This is a genomic window from Marinobacter sp. JSM 1782161 (assembly GCF_011421605.1).
Lineage (GTDB): Bacteria > Pseudomonadota > Gammaproteobacteria > Pseudomonadales > Oleiphilaceae > Marinobacter_A > Marinobacter_A bohaiensis.
In genome coordinates, this window is the sequence record NZ_WSSA01000002.1 from 1,787,223 (window position 1) to 1,806,241 (window position 19,019).

General features: G+C 56.7%; 16 protein-coding genes. 8 read left to right on the plus strand and 8 right to left on the minus strand.

The annotated features are described in order from the left end of the window. Positions 1 to 37 precede the first annotated feature (37 nt). Positions 38 to 967, minus strand: a complete 930-nt coding sequence (locus GQB00_RS07975) for an ornithine cyclodeaminase family protein (RefSeq protein WP_165855839.1) — start codon at positions 965 to 967, stop codon at positions 38 to 40. 270 nt (positions 968 to 1,237) lie between these two features. Next, entirely contained in the window at positions 1,238 to 2,014 is a 777-nt protein-coding gene (locus GQB00_RS07980) for a GntR family transcriptional regulator (protein ID WP_111494851.1), read from the minus strand. A gap of 208 nt (positions 2,015 to 2,222) precedes the next feature. Between GQB00_RS07980 and GQB00_RS07985 the strand changes: the two genes are divergently transcribed. The 3 genes from GQB00_RS07985 to dld all read left to right on the plus strand — a co-directional run bounded on the left by GQB00_RS07985 (position 2,223) and on the right by dld (position 6,855). Continuing rightward, a complete protein-coding gene (locus GQB00_RS07985; RefSeq protein WP_165855840.1) occupies positions 2,223 to 3,917 on the plus strand; it encodes an L-lactate permease in 1,695 nt (564 codons plus the stop codon). A gap of 71 nt (positions 3,918 to 3,988) precedes the next feature. Next, a complete protein-coding gene (gene lldD / locus GQB00_RS07990) occupies positions 3,989 to 5,128 on the plus strand; it encodes an FMN-dependent L-lactate dehydrogenase LldD (RefSeq protein WP_111494847.1) in 1,140 nt (379 codons plus the stop codon). After that, on the plus strand, positions 5,125 to 6,855 hold the full coding sequence (dld, locus tag GQB00_RS07995) for a D-lactate dehydrogenase (protein WP_165855841.1): 1,731 nt from the start codon (positions 5,125 to 5,127) through the stop codon (positions 6,853 to 6,855). Before lldD ends, dld begins: the two co-directional genes overlap by 4 nt. A 5-nt stretch (positions 6,856 to 6,860) precedes the next feature. Here dld and GQB00_RS08000 read toward each other — a convergent pair whose 3' ends face one another. Then, positions 6,861 to 7,340, minus strand: coding sequence for an FKBP-type peptidyl-prolyl cis-trans isomerase (locus tag GQB00_RS08000; RefSeq protein ID WP_165855842.1), 480 nt, complete (start codon positions 7,338 to 7,340; stop codon positions 6,861 to 6,863). Positions 7,341 to 7,486: 146 nt separating this feature from the next. On the opposite strand from GQB00_RS08000, the gene GQB00_RS22020 reads away from it, so the two are divergent. Next, positions 7,487 to 7,666, plus strand: a complete 180-nt coding sequence (locus tag GQB00_RS22020) for an NYN domain-containing protein (protein ID WP_323127282.1) — start codon at positions 7,487 to 7,489, stop codon at positions 7,664 to 7,666. On the opposite strand, the gene GQB00_RS08005 is transcribed toward GQB00_RS22020, so the two are convergent. Together GQB00_RS08005 and GQB00_RS08010 are read right to left on the minus strand one after the other, a co-directional pair. Beyond that, positions 7,629 to 7,790, minus strand: coding sequence for a hypothetical protein (locus tag GQB00_RS08005; protein WP_165855843.1), 162 nt, complete (start codon positions 7,788 to 7,790; stop codon positions 7,629 to 7,631). The genes GQB00_RS22020 and GQB00_RS08005 overlap by 38 nt on opposite strands. Before the next feature lie 163 nt (positions 7,791 to 7,953). Beyond that, positions 7,954 to 9,744, minus strand: a complete 1,791-nt coding sequence (locus tag GQB00_RS08010) for a DEAD/DEAH box helicase (RefSeq protein ID WP_165855844.1) — start codon at positions 9,742 to 9,744, stop codon at positions 7,954 to 7,956. 406 nt (positions 9,745 to 10,150) lie between these two features. On the opposite strand from GQB00_RS08010, the gene GQB00_RS08015 reads away from it, so the two are divergent. Continuing rightward, positions 10,151 to 10,978 (plus strand): MipA/OmpV family protein, encoded by an 828-nt coding sequence (locus GQB00_RS08015; protein ID WP_165855845.1) that lies wholly within the window; start codon positions 10,151 to 10,153, stop codon positions 10,976 to 10,978. A gap of 452 nt (positions 10,979 to 11,430) precedes the next feature. Then, positions 11,431 to 12,378: a choline ABC transporter substrate-binding protein gene (gene choX, locus GQB00_RS08020; RefSeq protein WP_165856561.1), complete on the plus strand. Its 948-nt coding sequence runs from the start codon at positions 11,431 to 11,433 to the stop codon at positions 12,376 to 12,378. A gap of 140 nt (positions 12,379 to 12,518) precedes the next feature. Here the strand turns inward: choX and GQB00_RS08025 are convergent, their stop codons facing one another. Both GQB00_RS08025 and GQB00_RS08030 read right to left on the minus strand, forming a co-directional pair. Then, on the minus strand, positions 12,519 to 13,301 hold the full coding sequence (locus tag GQB00_RS08025; protein ID WP_165855846.1) for a class II glutamine amidotransferase: 783 nt from the start codon (positions 13,299 to 13,301) through the stop codon (positions 12,519 to 12,521). Between the two features lie 298 nt (positions 13,302 to 13,599). After that, positions 13,600 to 14,430 carry a hypothetical protein gene (locus tag GQB00_RS08030; RefSeq protein ID WP_165855847.1) on the minus strand — a complete coding sequence of 277 codons (831 nt, stop codon included), beginning with the start codon at positions 14,428 to 14,430 and terminating at the stop codon, positions 13,600 to 13,602. Positions 14,431 to 14,632: 202 nt separating this feature from the next. Here GQB00_RS08030 and GQB00_RS08035 point away from each other — a divergent pair, with 202 nt between their 5' ends. Both GQB00_RS08035 and GQB00_RS08040 read left to right on the plus strand, forming a co-directional pair. After that, positions 14,633 to 15,985: a hypothetical protein gene (locus tag GQB00_RS08035; RefSeq protein ID WP_323127255.1), complete on the plus strand. Its 1,353-nt coding sequence runs from the start codon at positions 14,633 to 14,635 to the stop codon at positions 15,983 to 15,985. Between the two features lie 310 nt (positions 15,986 to 16,295). Further along, on the plus strand, positions 16,296 to 18,230 hold the full coding sequence (locus GQB00_RS08040) for an AAA family ATPase (protein WP_165855848.1): 1,935 nt from the start codon (positions 16,296 to 16,298) through the stop codon (positions 18,228 to 18,230). A gap of 132 nt (positions 18,231 to 18,362) precedes the next feature. Here GQB00_RS08040 and GQB00_RS08045 read toward each other — a convergent pair whose 3' ends face one another. Next, complete coding sequence (locus tag GQB00_RS08045) at positions 18,363 to 18,935, minus strand: HupE/UreJ family protein (protein WP_165855849.1); 573 nt, start codon at positions 18,933 to 18,935, stop codon at positions 18,363 to 18,365. Positions 18,936 to 19,019 lie beyond the last annotated feature (84 nt).

Sequence of the window (19,019 nt, forward strand, 5' to 3'; positions counted from 1 at the left end):
GGTTCTGGCGTCCGGGTCGAGCGGCCTGCCCTCAGCGCTACTTCATGACGCTCGCAATGTACATCCCGATCATGGTGTCCAGGTGGGCACCGCCGCCGTTCTTGTACACGGTCACTTCCTGATCGGACTCACGGCCGATGCCGTTCTGAATCATGTCGTACAGATCGCCTTTGACATCGTCCGCCGTGATCACGCCGTTAGCGATGGGGATTTTCAGCTCGCCGATATGCCCGAGGGTCGTGTCCCGGCTGTCCACGAACAGTGAATGGTCGGCGATCAGCGCGTCGTCGGCTTCACGCATGTCGGCCTTGTAGGCGCCGATCAGATCCACATGGGTGCCCGGACGGACCCAGGCGCCCTTAAGAATGGGGCTGCGGGCCATGGTGGCGGTAGACACGATATCGGCGGTGGCGACGGCGGCCTCAAGATCCGCAGCGGCCACGACTTCGATCGAGTGATCGCTCATCTCATCGGCGAGCTGCTGCGCCTGTTCGGGCCGGCGCGCCCACACCGAGATCCGTTCCAGCGCCGGCATGCCGGCGGTGTAGGCCCGGATCAGGCTGCGCGCCAACGTCCCGGCACCGGCGATGACCAGATGGCGACTGTCCGGCCGGGCCAACAGTTGGGCGCCGAGTACCGAGTCCCCCGCGGTTTTGTATTCGGTGACCAGGCGACTTTCGATAATGGCGCTCAACGCGCCGTGCTCGGGTTCGAAGACCATCATGGCACCCTGGACGGTATCGAGCCCGTGGGACGGGTTCTCGTCAAAAACCGTCACCGCCTTCACGCCATAGCCCTGCCCCGGAAGATAGGCCGCACGGTTCAGCAGCGTGCCTTTGGCGGGCCCCAGGAAAATATCGTCGACGTCGGCCTTTTCCGCCCGGTGCCCCGCACGCAGTGCATCAATGGCATCGCGCCAGGATAAACGCTCGACAGCGGCTTCGTATTGGATAACGCGCAGGGACATAGACTGAGAATCCTCTGTGATGGTCGTGGGTGGAGGACGACTGGAATGGGTTAATCAGGGACCACCTGAACCTTTTTCTCTCCAGCCAAATCCTTTGGCCCGATGGATTCTAACCCATCGGGGCTTTGGCTTCAGAAGGGATCAGTGGAAGTGATCCATAGAAGGGCTTGCGGACAGCTTCCTGCTGCGGCGTCAGGGTAGTCAGCAAGCGGCACTGGCCAGACCGCGACAGGTGCCTGCACGGGGATACCGTGCAGGCCGCCAGCCTGATCAGCGACTGCCCGGCTGCTCGCGCCGTTGGGCACGGGCCAGTCGGCGGCTTTCTTCCTCGCTCTCTTCCAGTACGTCCTGCACGTAACTGATGTGCTCGCCGGCGATGCGCCGGGCATCCTCGGCGCGGCCCTCCATGATGGCGTCGAACAGTTCCCGGTGCTGCGCGACCAGCATGTGCCGGGTCTCGCTGCGCAGCGCATACATGCCGCCGATATTGGTCACCACATTGCGCTTGAGCAGGTCGAACAGACCGCGAATGGTGTGCAGCAGCACCAGATTGTGGCTGGCCTCGGCAATCGCCAGATGGAAGCGCGCATCGGCGGCGCCTTCTTCGGCACGGGTCGCCTTGCCCTCGCGGGCGTAGCAGGCCTGCAACGCGTCATAGGCCGACTGCAATTGCTGACGGTCAAGCTCCGTGGCGCGCCGGGCGGCGTAGTAGGCACAGTCCGCCTCCAGCGTATGGCGAAACTCCAGCAGGTCACGCTGGGCTTCGGGACGCCCTTCGAGCAGGCTCAGCAACGGGTCGCTAAAGCTCGAGCCCAGCGACTCGCTGACGTAATTACCGCCGCCCTGACGGCTGATCAGCAGCCCCCTGGCCACGAGTTTTTGTACCGCCTCGCGCAGCGACGGTCGCGAGACGCCAAACCGCTCGGCCAGCGCGCGCTCGGCGGGCAGTCGCTGCCCCGGTTGCAGCGTGCCTTCCAGAATCATGGTTTCCAGCTGCTCGACGATGTTGTCGGAAAGTCGGTGCTGGCGAATCTGCCCCAATTCCATTCCTGATCCTTTTGGTCTTACCAATTTATACGAAAGAGTAACCAGAGGCCGTCGCACGATCAACCCGAATACTCGCCTCTAGTTCCGCACGTCCAAAGACGCAGGTTTGACATGCCGTTGATGCTTTTCTAATCTACCCGCTCACAATTTTGTAAATTGGTATTACCAATTTATGCTCGTACATCAATAACAAATACAGGAGCGTTCCATGTCTTCCGGTTTTCTTGCCCTGATGGCATTCACCCCGATTCTGCTTGCCGGGGTGCTGCTGATCGGTTTGCGTTGGCCGGCACGCCGTGCCATGCCACTGGTGTATCTGCTCAGCGCAGGCATCGCACTGTTCGTCTGGGATATGAGTTTCAACCGCGTACTGGCCTCGACCCTGCAGGGGCTGCTGGTGACCGTCGGCGTGTTGTGGATCATCTTCGGCGCCATCTTCCTGCTCAACACGCTCAAGCACTCGGGCGGCATCACGGCCATCCGCGCCGGCTTTACCACCATCAGCCCGGACCGCCGCATCCAGGCAATCATCATCGCCTGGCTGTTCGGCTGTTTTATCGAGGGCGCGTCCGGCTTCGGCACCCCGGCGGCCATTGCCGCGCCGCTGCTGGTGGCCATCGGCTTCCCGGCCCTGGCGGCCGTGCTGATGGGCATGCTGGTACAGAGCACGCCGGTGTCCTTTGGTGCGGTGGGTACGCCGATCATCGTAGGGGTCAACACCGGCCTGGATCACGCGGTCATCGGCGAGCAGCTGGCCGCCAACGGCTCCAGCTGGGACGCCTACCTGCAACTGATCACCAGCCAGGTCGCTATCGTGCATGCGCTGGTCGGCACGGCGATGCCGCTGATCATGGTCATCATGCTGGTGCGCTTCTTCGGCCGGGACAAAAGCTGGCGCGCGGTGCTCGAGGTGCTGCCCTTCGCACTGTTTGCCGGGGTCTCCATGACCATTCCCTATGTGCTGGGCGGCATCTTCCTGGGCCCGGAATTCCCCTCCCTGATCGGCGGCCTGGCCGGGCTGGCGATTGTCACCACCGCCGCGCGTTTCGGCTTCCTGGTGCCCAAGCGCCAGTGGGACTTTGCCCCGAGCGAGCATTGGCCGGCGGCCTGGATGGGCTCAATCGAGATGAAGCTGGACGAACTCACCGCCCGCCCCATGAGCAGCGTGCGCGCCTGGTTGCCCTATTTGCTGGTGGGGGTGCTGCTGGTCATCAGCCGGGTGTTCCCGGAGGTCACCGCCGCGTTCAAGTCGGTGGCCGTCAGCTTCACCGACATTCTGGGCGAGACGGGTATCAGCGCCGGCCTCCAGCCGCTGTACCTGCCGGGCGGTATCCTGGTCATGGTGGTGCTGGCCACTTTCTTCCTGCACCGCATGAAAATCAGCGAGCTGGGCAAGGCGGCGAGTGAATCCTGGGGCGTGCTGCTGAGCGCGGGCTTCGTGCTGTTGTTTACCGTGCCGATGGTGCGCATCCTGATCAACTCCGGCATCAACGCGGGCGACTTGCCCAGCATGCCGATTGTCATGGCGCGCTACGTTGCCGACAGCGTCGGCGGCATCTACCCGCTGCTGGCGCCAACCATCGGCGCACTGGGTGCTTTTCTGGCTGGTTCCAACACCGTCTCCAACATGATGTTCAGCCAGTTCCAGTTCGGCGTCGCGAGCAACCTGGGGCTGTCCACCGCGTTGATCGTGTCGGTGCAGGCCATCGGCGCCGCAGCCGGCAACATGGTGTCCATCCACAACGTAGTGGCGGCCTCGGCCACGGTGGGCCTGCTGGGGCGCGAAGGGACCACGCTGCGCCGCACCGTCTGGCCGACCCTTTACTATGTGCTGGTAACGGGGCTGATTGCGCTCTTCGCCGCCTATGTGCTGGGCGTCAGCGATCCGCTGATGGCCGGCTGATGCCGTGACTGCATGCGCCCCGGCCTGCGCGCCGGGGCGCGATTCGTTCAAGAACCGATGGGAATTCCTTGATGATCATTTCCGCCTCGACCGACTATCGCGCCGCCGCCCGGCGCCGCCTGCCGCCCTTCCTGTTCCATTACATCGATGGGGGCGCCTACGCCGAGCGCACGCTCGAGCGCAACGTCGCGGATCTGGCCGACATTGCCCTGCGCCAGCGGGTGCTGAAAAACATGGAGGACCTGAGCCTGGAAACCCGGCTGTTCGACGAAACCCTGGACATGCCGGTGGCCCTGTCGCCGGTGGGCCTGACCGGCATGTACGCCCGTCGGGGCGAAGTACAGGCGGCGCGCGCGGCGGCGGACAAGGGCGTGCCCTTCACCCTCTCCACCGTCTCGGTCTGCCCGATCGAGGAGGTTGCACCGGCGATCGGCCGCCCCATGTGGTTCCAGCTCTATGTATTGAAAGACCGCGGCTTTATGAAGAATGCGCTGGAGCGCGCCAAGGCCGCCGGCGTCACCACCCTGGTGTTCACCGTCGACATGCCGGTGCCGGGTGCCCGCTACCGGGATGCGCACTCCGGTATGAGCGGTCCCAACGCGGCCATGCGCCGTTACCTGCAGGCGGTGACGCATCCGCATTGGGCCTTTGACGTGGGTCTGCGCGGCAAGCCGCACGATCTGGGCAATATCTCCGCCTATCGCGGCCACCCGACCGGACTGGAGGACTACATGGGCTGGCTGGGCGCCAACTTCGATGCCTCGATCTCGTGGAAGGATCTGGAGTGGATTCGCGATTTCTGGGACGGGCCGATGGTGATCAAGGGCATTCTGGACCCGGAGGACGCCCGCGATGCCGTGCGCTTCGGCGCCGACGGCATCGTGGTGTCCAACCACGGCGGCCGCCAGCTCGACGGTGTCCCGTCCAGTGCCCGCGCATTGCCGGCCATTGCCGATGCGGTCAAGGGCGACCTGAAGATCCTGGTCGACTCCGGCATTCGCACCGGCCTGGACGTGGTGCGCATGCTGGCGCTGGGTGCCGACTGCACCATGCTCGGCCGCGCCTTTGTCTACGCACTGGCGGCCGGCGGCCAGGCCGGTGTCAGCAACCTGCTTGAGTTGATCGAGAAAGAAATGCGGGTGGCCATGGTACTGACCGGCGCCAAGTCGATCAGCGAGATCAACGCCGACCTGCTGGTGTCCGAAGCATGAGTGTGGCTGACCGCAATCAACGCCGTACGCTGCTGGACCGGCTGCGCGGGCTGGTCGGACGACGCCATGTGCTGACCGGCGATCAGCCGACCCGGCACTTTCGCAAGGGCATCCGTACCGGCGAGGGCAAGGTACTGGCCGTGGTCAGGCCCGGCACCCTGCTGGAGCAGTGGCAGGTGTTGCAGGCGGCGGTGGCGGCGGATTGCATCGTCATCATGCAGGCCGCCAATACCGGCCTGACCGGCGGCTCCACCCCGGATGGCGACGACTACGACCGCGATATCGTACTGATCAGCACCCGACGCATGGACGGCGTGCAACTGATCAACCAGGGCGAGCAGGTGGTCTGCCTACCCGGCGCCACCCTCGATCGCCTGGAACGCGAGCTGGCGCCGCTGGGCCGCGAACCGCATTCGGTGATCGGCTCCTCCTGCATCGGTGCCTCGGTGCTGGGCGGCGTCTGCAACAACTCCGGTGGAGCGCTGGTGCGGCGTGGTCCGGCCTACACCGAACTGGCGCTCTACGCCCAGGTGCAGGCCGATGGCCGCCTGACGCTGGTGAATCACCTGGGGATCGAACTGGGTGATAGCCCGGAAGAAATTCTCACCCGCCTGCAGACCGGCGACTACTGCCCCGACGCCGTGCGCAATGAGGCCGCCAACGCCTCGGACGCCGGCTACGCCGAGCACGTGCGTGACGTGGACGCCGATACCCCCGCGCGCTTCAACGCCGACCCGTCACGGCTGTTCGAGGCCTCGGGCTCAGCCGGCAAACTGTGCCTGTTTGCCGTGCGGCTGGATACCTTCGTCAAGGAGGCCAGCACTGTGTTCTACATCGGCACCAACGATCCGCAGGATTTGACCGAGCTCCGCCGTCACCTGTTGACCCACCTGCCGAGCCTGCCCATTGCCGGCGAATACATTCACCGCACCGCGTTCGACATCGGCGAGCGCTACGGCAAGGACACCTACCTGATCATCGACCATTTCGGCACCGCCCGCGTACCCACCGCCTTCGCGCTCAAGAGCCGGATCGATGGCCTGTTCGAGCGCCTGGGCCTGCGTGGTGTCAGCGACCGGCTGATCCAGAAAGTCATGGACCGCCTGCCCAGCCACCTGCCCGAACGCATGCGCGACTACCGCGATCGTTTCGAGCATCACCTGCTGCTGCGCGTGGCGGACGACACCGCCGCCCAGACACGCGAACACCTCGCCCGCTTCTTCGCCGGGCGGGACGGCGACCATTTCTTCGAGTGCGACGAGGACGAAGGGCGCCGCGCCTTCCTGCATCGCTTTGCCATCGCCGGCGCAGCCATCCGTTACCGCGAAGTGCACCGTCGTGAGGTGGAAGACATCGTCGCGCTGGACATCGCCCTACGCCGCAACGACCGCGACTGGGTCGAAACCCTGCCCGCCGAGCTGGAACAGGGCATGGTGCACAAGCTGTACTACGGGCACTTCTTCTGCCACGTCTTCCATCAGGACTACATCGTGCGCAAGGGCGTCGACCCGCTCGCCATGGAGCACCGCATGTGGGCACTGCTGGACGAGCGCCGCGCCGAATACCCCGCCGAGCACAACGTGGGCCATCTCTACGTCGCCAAGCCCGCACTGGCCGGTTTCTACCGCGATCTGGACCCGACCAACAGCTTCAACCCCGGGATCGGGCACACCTCACGCCAGCGTGGCTGGGGCGAGTGCTGTGGTGGGCATGGGGAGAAGGCGTGACTCGCTCAGTGATGCCCTCCCGGCCCATGCGCGTGGCCGTGCGCGATCTCCTCCGGGTCGGCGTCGCGTACATCGATGATTTCGATATCGAAGGTTAGGGTTCGGCCAGCCATCGGATGGTTGGTATCGACGTCGACGAACTTGTGGCCGACCTTAACAACCACCACGTGGCGCGGGCCCTGCTCGGTCTGCACCTGGGCGATCATCCCCGGCTTCCAGCGTTTGGCACCGCGCAGGTGTTTCATCGGCACGCGCTGCATGGCCTCGGGGTTGCGCGGGCCATAGCCTTTCTCCGGGGGAACGGTGACGCTGAAGGTGTCGCCCGTCTCGCGACCTTCCAGGGCTTCTTCCAGGCCCTGGATAATGCCGCCGTGACCGTGCAGGTAGGCGTTCGGTTCGCCGTCTCGGGAGGTTTCAACGACGTTGCCCTGTTCGTCACTGACACTGTAGTGGAACAGGACCACCTGGTTCTTTTCGATTGGCATAGAGGTACTCCGCGACGGTTTTCGGGAGCGCTATTGTAGCCTGCGGCGGAGTGGATTCCAGCCGCCGTCGCGGGTAACAAGTACTCTCATGCACTTACGCCATCCGGGATAGGCAAAGCTCAGGGAATATGAACAATAACGACAAAATGGCCCTCCTGATCGACTGTGACAACGTCAGCCATCAATCAATCGAAGGAGTGCTTCAGGAGCTTGCCAAGTATGGTGCCGTGAACGTGCGCCATGCCCATGGGAACTGGAATGGACCACAACTGAGTGGCTGGATCGTGATCAGTTCGCCTTCAGATCAATCTGCTTTGATCCTTTAGCGTCGAATCGCCCGCTTTTACCCTTTTCGACATACTCCACCGTCCCGCCAGACTTCAGGAAAGCAGTCGTCTGCGCCTCAATCATGGCGCTCGTTAACGTCGCTTTTACGGTTTTCTTGTTCATCATCGTCTCCCGACTAAACGCTGACCGATTCACCAACGTCGAACCTACATCATATACAAAGTAGGAAATTATTGTTTGGCGTAGGCAAGCAGCACCTGAGCCTCACAGGAATTCGCAACGACGTACCGCTTCCTTTTTTTGCAAACCGCACATTTTGCAAACCTCACACCTCATTCGCCTTACGATAATTCCCCTGATAATCAAAGATCCGCTCCTGCACCTGCCAGTAGTGCTTCTGCTGGCGGGCGATGACGAAATCCGGGGATGGCAGCAAGGCTTCGATTTCCAGCACTTCATCAGCACGGCTGAACACTTTCGGGGCCCGGCTATCGGCCAAACGGCGCCCGAACAGTTTGTTGAAAACGTGGCGCTGGGGTGGCTTGCTGAAATCGAACGATTCGCTGAGCTCTTCCCCATCTTCACCGTGGTAGGTGATCTTCAGTTTGCCCTCGCTCTTGCCGTTCTGGGCGCTCAGCGTGATCCCGGCGCATCGGATCACCATGGCGTCCTTGAGCTTCAGGGCATCCCGCAGCTGATCGTCGGGATCGATGATGGCTTTCTGGCACTGCCCACAGCGACGGGCCGCGATATCGTTCTCGCCGCCGCAGTGGGGGCACTCCTTGAACCGGAAACGGTAATCGCACTGTTGCGGACGTGTGTCCGACGCTGCAGCGTCATCCCCGTCCGCGGCCCCAAGCAGGCCCTGACAGCGGCGGCCGTAGTGTTCGATGACATGGCCGTCACCGTCCGTCTTGCCCCAGAAGATGTTGGCGAAACCGCAGCCCGGGCAGAACACCTGCACCGGCTCGCTGTCGGGGTTCGGTTTCGGCTCCCCCACCTCCGGGTGATGCAGGTTCACGTGGTTGCCGGCGTAATCGATCACCAGACAATCCTGCTTGCCTTCATCCAGACGCAGCCCACGGCCCACGATCTGCTGATACAGGCTGACGGACTGGGTCGGGCGCAGGATGGCGATGAAGTCGACATGGGGCGCATCAAAGCCCGTGGTGAGCACGGACACGTTCACCAGGTACTTCAACTCCCGCTGCTTGAAGCGCTGGATCAGCGATGCCCGTTCGGTCAGTTCGGTAGCGCCGGTCACCAGGGCGGTTTCGCTTTCTGGCAGGTAGCCGGTGATCTCCCGCGCGTGATCCACGGTGGCCGCGAAGATCATGACGCCCTGGCGATCCCCGGCCAGCTCCATCACCTGCTCGATGATGGCGCGGGTCACGCGTTGATGCTTGCTTAGCAGCTGGTTGACGTCCTTCTCGGCGTATTCGCCAAAACGGTCCTGGGGCAGCGCGGAGAAATCGTATTGCGCCACCGCCGCGTTCACCAGCTCGGGCTTGGTGAGGTACCCCCGATTGATCATGTAGCGCAGCGGCAGTTCGTAGATGCAATGTTGAAAGGGCTTGTCCTGCCCATCGAGGCTGCCACGGACAAAGCCCCGGTAGTGGTAGCGATAGATCCAGCCCATGGCCAGACGATAGGGTGTGGCGGTCAGCCCAAGCACTTTGAGGGCATCATTCTGCTGCCGCAGCAGTTCGATGATCCGGTGATACTGGCTGGTGTCGTCCCCGCTGACCCGATGGCACTCATCGATGATGACCAGCGAATACGCATCCCTGAACTGATCCAGATTCGCCGCCACGGACTGCACGCTGGCAAAGGTCACCTGATGCCGGCTTTCCTTACGCTTCAGCCCGGCCGCGAAGATACCGCCCGTTAACCCATAGCTCTCGTACTTGGCGTGATTCTGCTCCACCAGCTCCTTGACGTGGGTCAGCACCAGAATCTTGCGCCGGGCCAGACGGGCCAGCTCGGCGATGACCAGACTCTTCCCCGCTCCGGTCGGCAGCACGATCACAGCCGACTCGTCGGATCGGCGGAAGTGCCGCAGGGTGGCATCGACCGCTTCCTGTTGGTAGGGACGCAGTTTGAAGGGAGCGTTCATGCTTCAGGGTTTGATCGTTTTGGGAATGAGGGGGCAGTCATACTAGCAAATGTTGTTGCCGTTGCCTGCGAGCCAGGATAAAGCGGACGATCGTACCGCCAGCCCCAATACCAGCCGGGCTCCCGCTTCGGCACTGATCTATCGCCTTCCGAACCGCGTGATGGTTATGTTTTCGGCGATCTGGTGGCGTTCTCGTTTTTCAGTGGACGGGGTGACCTGTCCTCAATCATTGAGCCGTTTACTGCTTAGTGGACTTCTGGATTTCGCCGCGAGGCGTGCCCACTCGACTGGGAGAAGTCCACTGCGGCGTCAGAGCTGGTCAAAAAACAGGCACTTCAACACCCTCAAACTAATTAGAAAAGCTATACTTATTGGTGCGACTTCGCCTCTATCGGAGGGCACCCTAATGAAGTTACCCAATGCTCTTTGGTTAACCGTGCCCCTATTGGCATTTTCCTATACAAACAACGTATTGGCTGAAGAGAGCCGATCGGTGTTGGTCCCTCTTCCTTCCCTGGACGACTTTACAGACGGTGATGGCTGGGGTATCGGATTGGGCGTCGGCGTTGAATATGAATCTGAGTATGAAGGTTCCGACGACTTCGATTTTGAATTCGACCCTGCGGGTGCGCTGCAGTGGCGTAGCGGCAATCACATCTACTACTTTGCGGGAGAAGCCATTGGTTGGCGTGGGCTCGTGTCCGACCCCTGGTTGCTGGAGGCATCGCTGGGATTTGACGAAGGACGACAGGAATCCGACTCGGACGACGGGGATTTAGATGGCCTCGGAGACCAGGATGACGGGGCCGAAGTCGTACTGCAGGTCCGTCGTGATCTCAGCGGCGAGTGGCGCGATTGGATAGACGGCCGTCTGATATTCGGCCCAAATGGAAATCGAGCCTTGATCGGATACGGTCATCGATTCGGAACACAGACGGACGGAACCGGCTCGGAAATTGGTATTGTCGCGGTGTTTCAGGACAGTGACCAGGCCAACAGTGATTTTGGCGTTGATGCAACCCAATCGGCCGCCTCGGGGCTCCCTCCCACCGATCTTGATAGCGGATTCCGATCGATCGGCGCTAACTACAACTACCGATACAACTTTACCGAGCATTGGCAATTGTTCGGCGAAGTACTCTACGAGCACTACGGCGACGATATCGCGGATAGCCCAGTGTCCCGACACAATTATGAGGCCGAGGTCGGTATCGGTGTGATTTACGTTTTCTAATTGAGAAAACCGGTACACCTTTATTTTTCGCCCGTTGCGTGTAGACACCGCTCAACGGGCGCATGTCTTTTGAGAGAGCATCAAACAGCCGGCAAGGCATGCCCAGCCAAAGATCTCTCCAACCTCATCAAGGCACGATAACCAGGCGTGCCCGTCGTCTTCTGATTCGTAATCCTCTCCGGCGACTTTCCCAAGACGTTGCATGATACAACGCCCCGGCACACGCCAGTCGCAACGGTGTCACCCTTCCCTGACTATTCCCTTTGCTCCTTCCGTGGTTCTGGTATGAGGCGGGAACGACAGCGTTGATCAAGTCACCAAGGCAAGACGGGGCAAAACGCAAAACCTCGTGTATTGACGACGCCGCTAATTTCAACATGGCTCCGCTTTGGGTAAACTCTCGCCTCAAATTTCCATTGATTGAACGTTCATTCAACGAGTGCGGGTGCGGCATGCGATCTCTATTTTTCCTGGCGATTTTTGCGTCGGTTGTGGCTGGGCATAAGGCCTATGCAGCCGAAGCGTGTAACCAAATACAATTCGGCATTGTCGATTGGACCGATGTAAAGGCGACCACCGCCGTGGCGTCTGAACTGTTGAAGGCGCTTGACTACGACGTGGATATTTCCGATCACTCCGTCGTGGATACGTACGACGCTCTGGCGAACGGCGATATCGACGTCTTCCTAGGCAACTGGATGCCCAGTATGGCCCCCATAGCGGATCCCCTGATCGAAGACCAGAAGGTAGCCCGGCTGGGCCCCAACCTCGAAGGCGCAAAATACACGCTGGCGGTACCGCAATCGGTCTATGACGCCGGGGTCAAAAACTTCTCCGATATCGCCAAGTTTGCTGACAAGTTTGAAGACCGCATATACGGGATTGAAAAAGGCAACGACGGCAACAAGCTGATTCTCGACATGATCGATACCAACGCCTTTGGTTTGGGCCAGTTCGATCTGGTTGAGACATCGGAACGCATCATGCTGGCTCAGGTGAATGGCAAAATCCGCGATAACAAGTGGATCGTCTTCCTCGCCTGGGCGCCTCACCCCATGAACGAGCGATTTGATATCGCCTACCTGGACGGTGGCGACGACTATTTTGGCCCCAACCAGGGCGGTGCAACGGTTTACACCAACACCCGCGCCGGATTCTCCGAAGAATGCACGAACGTCGCGACACTTCTGGACAACCTGCAGTTCTCACTGTCGATGGAAGGACAGGTGATGGACATGATCCTGAACGAGTTTGTTCCTCAGGACCGGGCCGCTCGCTATTGGATGCACCGACACCCGGATGCCGTGGCGACGTGGCTGGATGGCGTCACCTACCGGGACGGCAGCCCCGTCGATCCCAAAGTCATAGCCCAATCCATGAAACTGACCATGGATAACTAGGATATTGGATCAGCCTGCATAGAAAGCTCGGTGGTGCGTTGACGGGTAAGCTCGGCTGTTGCGGGCTTCGGTTCAATCGCCACCGGACAAAACCGCGGACACAAGACCGGTTTTCCCGGGCATTCTTTTAAGGCGTCCTTCTAGTCGGAGCCTGCGCTTCCCTGCATGATGACTTCGCCCTGGCGCCAGAGGCGCCACTCACCGGGCTGGTAGATGTCCCAGATTTCATCCGTGGTCAGGGGCTCGGTCACAATCACACTGACCACGTCGTCAGGGGTGGTTTCCGATTCAAAATCGACGATGACATCGGCATCTTTCAGTCGCGCGGGGCCAAAGGGCGCGCGGCGGGTGATGCTCGCCATCTTGGTGCTGCAGTAGGTAAAGAGCCAGTCCCCGTTGCTGAGCAGGAGGTTGAACACCCCCTGACGGGCATAAACACGAGCCAATTCGACCAGCCGGCCGACAATCACCTCGGTGGCGGTGTCACGGTCACAGTCGCGTCGCAGGTCATTCAGAATATCGCAGAACAGCGCCTCACTGTCGGTGCTGCCGACCGGCTCGTAGTAACCCGGGGCCGGTCGGAAGCCGGTAATCTGGCCATTATGGGCACAGACCCAGTACCGCCCCCAGAGTTCGCGGATAAACGGGTGCGTGTTGGCCAGACAGATCTCCCCCACATTGGCCTGCCGGATGTGGCAAATGGCCACCTCACTCTTGATCGGGCTGGTCTGGACCACCTCGGCGATGCGGGAATTGGCACTGGCATCGACATCGTGGAAGGCCCGAACGCCCTTGCCCTCGTAAAAGGCGACACCCCAGCCGTCCTTGTGGGGACCGGTGGCCCCGCCACGACGGGTCAGGCCAGTGAAACTGAAACACAGATCGGTGGGGGTATTGGCGCTCATGGCCAGCAGTTCGCACATGGCTCGACGTCGTCCCTGGCGGGGAATGGTTGATGCCCCAAGGTTACCGGATTTAGCGGGCCCGGCCAGCCCGAATTTGCGCGGGCGGCGAGACGTTTCCAGCCGGGCCGGCTACGCCGTTGCGTTCCGAGCGCTTGCCGGAGTACGGGCCACGATCGGCCATGGAGAACAGGGACGGGGCGTCAGGCCCGTCGACCGGCCACCGAGCAATACCAAACGAGGCGGAGAGCTGGATGCGCGCAACGAAGAATGAATCTGTCTGACTTTTCTTAACCATGCGCCCTGAACACATCAATCACTACCCATTTTTACTGCCGCGCCGCCTCAACTTAGTCAAAACTGTTTGCTGCCTGCTAACAGGGGGCTCATGTAGCTCAAGCAAAGCTCTAACAATATAGCCAGAAATATTCTCATTTATATATGAAGACCCGCTAGTGCGCCAAGACCAAAGATAGAGCAGTTGAATTAAAACTCTAAAAATTATCGACAAAGACATAAGGCCGAATGCTATTATAAAAAACACAATTAGGTAAACAGTAAATATTTCTGACCATTCGGCTGAATGATAAAAGTCAAAAAGAGAAGTAAGAGAAATATTCTCCCTAGCAGTCAGCAAAAGTACGGCTGACCCTAAAAACAAGAGCAATGTTAATATGCGAGGCCGAGCATCTGGGGAATAAACCCACCGTGAAAATGACTTAACACTGAAATCGAGGGCAGGTCTGTATTTATAATATAGCTCGAAAGCCTTATCAAACTGAACCGCTTTGTCAGAAAACTCTGACGAGGGAGCGTTCAAAAGCCGCTTAAGCCGTTCCTTCTTAACCTCATCAACTGTTTGACATGACCATCCATATCGCTTGTTAAAAACATAGACAAGCCGCTTATCTCTATAGTCCTTTAATAACAAACTGGAGATCACGAAAAGTACCTCTGAGAGAAGCAGATAAAGGAAGCCAAGATCAGATAAATCTCCACTGAAGGTAACAATAAAATTGGTTGAAACAGTGACAAAAAGACATCCAGAAAGTAAAAACAGCCATAGCATCCAACTTTTTAGCTCTACATATGGATGATAACTTTCAAACTCTTTGTAGTATCTGTTTGCTACAGCAAAGCTATCTTGCACAACGCCCCCACACCCTAAAAATTAAACCCAACGCCAGAATCAACAACAACTACCCTACCTCGCATCGGTACCCTGCGGTAGAGGCTACAAAGACAAGGTTTTACAGGCTTTTGCATTCGCAATACTCCGAGATCAGGCAAGCGCTCTGATGCCGTACTAGGCTACAGACTAGGAAGGTATCAATAACAGAAAGGAGCGCGCCGTGTCTGACCGTCCCGAATTTCTTGCAAGTGGAGAACCCGCTCGTCTCATACCCATCGTTGCCGATAGCGCACGGGAACAAAAATCTGCCTCCGTGCTGCTGGCAGGCATGCGAGCTGTCTACGAGCTCCGACAGGCTTTGCTAAAATCGATTGGCATTCGAGTCGGGTCAAGGGCAACGCTGGAAGCATGGACCGAAGTCGTCTTCGAGAGCTCTGACAAGAAGGCCCCCAAACCCAAAGATCGCCCCGACGGGCTTTTGATTCTCAGAACCGGTAAGAAGGAATGGCGAGCGCTCATTGAAGCGAAGATCGGGAACGAGTCCGTTACTGAAGAGCAGATTTCTCGATACCTTCAGCAGGCGAAGGCTCACAAAATCGATGCCGTTATTACCATCACCAACCAGTTCTCTGCCCTGCCAACGCATCACCCGGTCTCATTACCGAAGAACGCCACGAAATCGGTCAGTCTATTCCACTGGTCCTGGGCTTTTGTGAGAACCCAATGCGCCCTGCTCCTGAAAAACGATGGCGTTGAAGACGAAGATCAGATTTTCATACTCAACGAAATCCAGCGTTACTTCGAAAGCGATCGCTCCGGCATCAGCCATTTCGATCAGATGAACGCGGAATGGAAGGACGTGGTCAACAAGGTGAAAAGCAACGCCTCGCTGTCCAAAACGAGCGATGAGGTACAAAACACCATCGCTGCTTGGCATCAGGAGCAGCGGGATCTTTGTCTCATCATGTCTCGTTTGACTGGTAGCGATGTCTCGCTAAAGCTGAAGAACGACCACCGCCTTGATCCTGCAAAGCGCGTCAAAGATGACGCAGAAGCTTTCAGCAAAGCACCTTCTCTCCAGTGTGCACTCAGCATCATCAACACGGCCGCAGATATCGAAGTGACCGCCGACCTCCAACGGCGGATGATCTATTGCTCCATGCGACTCGCTGCCCCTAAAGACAAACAGAGTACGAAAGCGAGAGCTAACTGGCTGCTGCGCCAGCTCAAGAAGACCAATCCGACTGGATTCTTCATTAGGGCAACTCGCCCTGGGAAAGCCGAAGCCACATACCAGCCGTTAAAGGATCTTCGAGAAGCCCCAGAGCTCATCGAATCCGACACATCAAACACCACCGCGACAACATTCGAAGTGGTTTATGAGGTCGATTTAGCAGGTAAGTTCAGCGGGCGAAAGGTATTCGTTGAAGAGCTTGAGAAGGCGGTCCCGCACTACTATCAAGAAGCCGGCCAGTGGTTGAAAGCCTGGACACCACCGCCTCCAAAAATCGAAAAGCGGCAGTCCGTTCAAGAGCACGATGAGGGAAATTATGAATCAGAAGCGGCAGAGTAAAGCTCTGCTGCTTCAACAGTAAGTGACAGGAAATAAATCTGCACCATCCCCATAGACTTTCAGCGTGTCAATCACCGATTGATTTAACATCTTTTTTCAAAAAAACTCCCATAGTCCAAGTAACAAGGTTGAACAGAGGCCGCATGCCATAATAGATTTCATAAAATCAAAAAAATCAAATATATGAACTAATCATATTTATCAGATTCCAACATCCTGAAAATACTTAATTAATTTGAATATTTAAAATCACTACTTTTATGATTAAATATTGAACGTAAATACCTGCCAAGCACGGAGAAATTGAGTAATGATAGCGGGGCTTTTCTTAAGGGATATAAAATGCTACTCAAACCTAAATTTTGTGCCTTTCATAAAGGATAATAATGAAAATCTAAACATTCTCATTGGCGGAAACGGGGCAGGAAAATCAACTTTATTGGAATCTATAAACTGTATACTTAATAACGTCGACCCAAAGTCTTGGGAAACCACTATCGGCCAAAAAAAGTCTAGATCTCAAATTTGCCCGGTATTTTTAATCCCAAAAGAAAAACTGAAGCCCGATCCCAAAATAGAAGCTATATCCAATGCGTTCTGGAGCAATGATTTCACAGTAACAAATCAGTCAGAATCAACGAAAGAATTTCAAGAATGGCGAGATGATTTGCGAAAAAAAGTCGATCCTGCAAAGTATTTCCTTATATCAATAGGAAAAAACTATGAAGGATCAACAATACTAACCAGCACTTTTCATAAAAAAATATTTGATCAAACAAAAAGGGCGGGAGTTTCGAAAACCTTTATAAACGACCTTTTTTCAACAATATGCAAACTCTACAGCTATATTTACATACCAGTAGAGAGTCGGATGAACGATGTCTTATCGCTGCAAGCTCATGAACTCCAAAGTCTAATGGATAAGAGTGTCATTCAAGAAATACGCTCGATACTGGAAAAAAAGGAGCACACCCAGAATCAGGGAACCAAAAAAATAAGTCTAGTAGACATCATAAACCAGAAGCTAGATGGATATATAGAAGATATTAACAAAAGCATATCTGAAGGTTATAAATTTGAACCTAAAGGCGCTCACAAAAAAACAATAAAACCAAATGACATACTAAAGATTGTACTCTCAGAATACTTCAGCATAAGACCACTAACCAAAGACGGAAAAAACATTAACAGCCTTAGCTCTGGCCAGCAGCGACTTGCATTAATTGATGTAGCAACAACACTCCTTTCATCTGAAAACGAAAAATCAAAAGAAATAATTGTTGCAATCGATGAACCTGAAAGCTCACTGGAGTCCAAACAACGATTTAACCAGTTCATTCGACTTATAAAAATATCAGAAAAACATCAACACCAAGTATTTTTAACAACTCACTGGTATGGACTACTGCTAAGACCAAGCAAGGGAAGACTACACTTCATTGAAGAAGAAGAAAACTTAACAAAAATATCAAACTTCAACATGGAGTCTCTTTTTGACAACAGAAGGAGCTTTCCCGACTCCATAGAAATGAAAAGTTACTTTGACCTCATGAGCTCTCTTCTGACTGTAATTAAAACAAGCGCTCAAAACTGGATTATTTGCGAAGGCGCTGAGGACGCCAGATACCTAGACACATATCTTAGCAACAAAGTAGAAAACTTAAATATACTACCATTTAACGGATGCGGGAACGTAAAAAAAATATTTGATTTTCTATCAGTTCCGTTTAGCGACAAAGCAGAGAGCAAAAACATTCAAGGTAAAGTTCTTTGCTTAATAGACACAGACGCAAAGTCGACCATTGTTATCAACGGGTATTCAAGTAAAAACTACGATAAAAAACTGCAATTCTCTCGCCTAAGCCTAGATCGTGAGTCTCAAAAGTCTTCGATTATCAGTGTCGCCAGCACCAATTCTATCAACACCGAAATCGAAGACTTATTAGACCCAAAAATCATGTGGCAATCGATTCAAAAAACCGCCAGAAAAGACAATGATCTGAACAGAGTATTGAAGCACTTCAGACTCAACAGTAACGCCAAGTATTCAGATTTAACGGGGCGAATGTCGATGTTCAAATTTGACTCTATGGGTTCACATCAGAACAAAGATAGACTAAAAAACCTGCTCGCCACAGACAAGGTCAAAAGGGAACTCTCGCATGCATATAGAAAGATAGCAGGCCAAGAAAGCTTGCCCTCCCCGGATTGGGCGAAGCAAATTATTGACTTCTTCGAGAATTAGTCACTCTTACTCTGCTCGCTTTTATGCAGATATTCACCTAGCGACAGATGAAACAAAAGTCGATCGTGGTTCACTACAACGGCTCTCCCCCTCTCTTCCTAATCCGGAAGAGAGGGTCTTCCTATGGCAGGCTTACGCGATTAGAAACGCTCCAGTGGCTGCCAGGGCCGCACCAACGGCCTGTGATACCCGATTGTCAGTCTTCATCAGTAACGCACCAAGACCACGGCCGGCGAAGGCAATGATCAGTGTCGCGATGCCGAAGCCGGCCATGTAAGCCATGAAGTGCGATCCCGCCGGCATTTCGGCGCCGTGGGCGAAGCCGTGGAACACCATGAAGGCAGCGACCAGTGTTCCGCCTACGGCAGTTGGCATCTTCGCCAGTGTGGCGATCAGCACACCCGCCAGCATGACGGACAGCGCAATGCCGATTTCAACGCCGGGGATGCTCAGGCCCGCGAAGGCCAGCCCGGCCCCCAGGAACATGCCGCCGATCATGAACAGCGGCGTGCCGCGTTTCATCCAGCCGCTCTGGCGCATGCTCCAGAAGCCGATGGCGGCCATGGCCAGCAGGTGGTCGAGGCCCAGCATGGGGTGCAGCAAGCCGCTGGTGAAGCCGCCCTGGCCGTGGCCCGGGTGGGCGGAGGCCGCCGTGGCGGTCAGCATGAGGCCGGCGGTGAGCAGGGTTTTGGTGAGTCGTGTCATGGTTATCTCCGTTGAATTTCTAGCGATACCTTAGCGTTCAATTAGCAGGCGAATACCTGAGGTTCTGGTGGCGTGAAGGGCAAG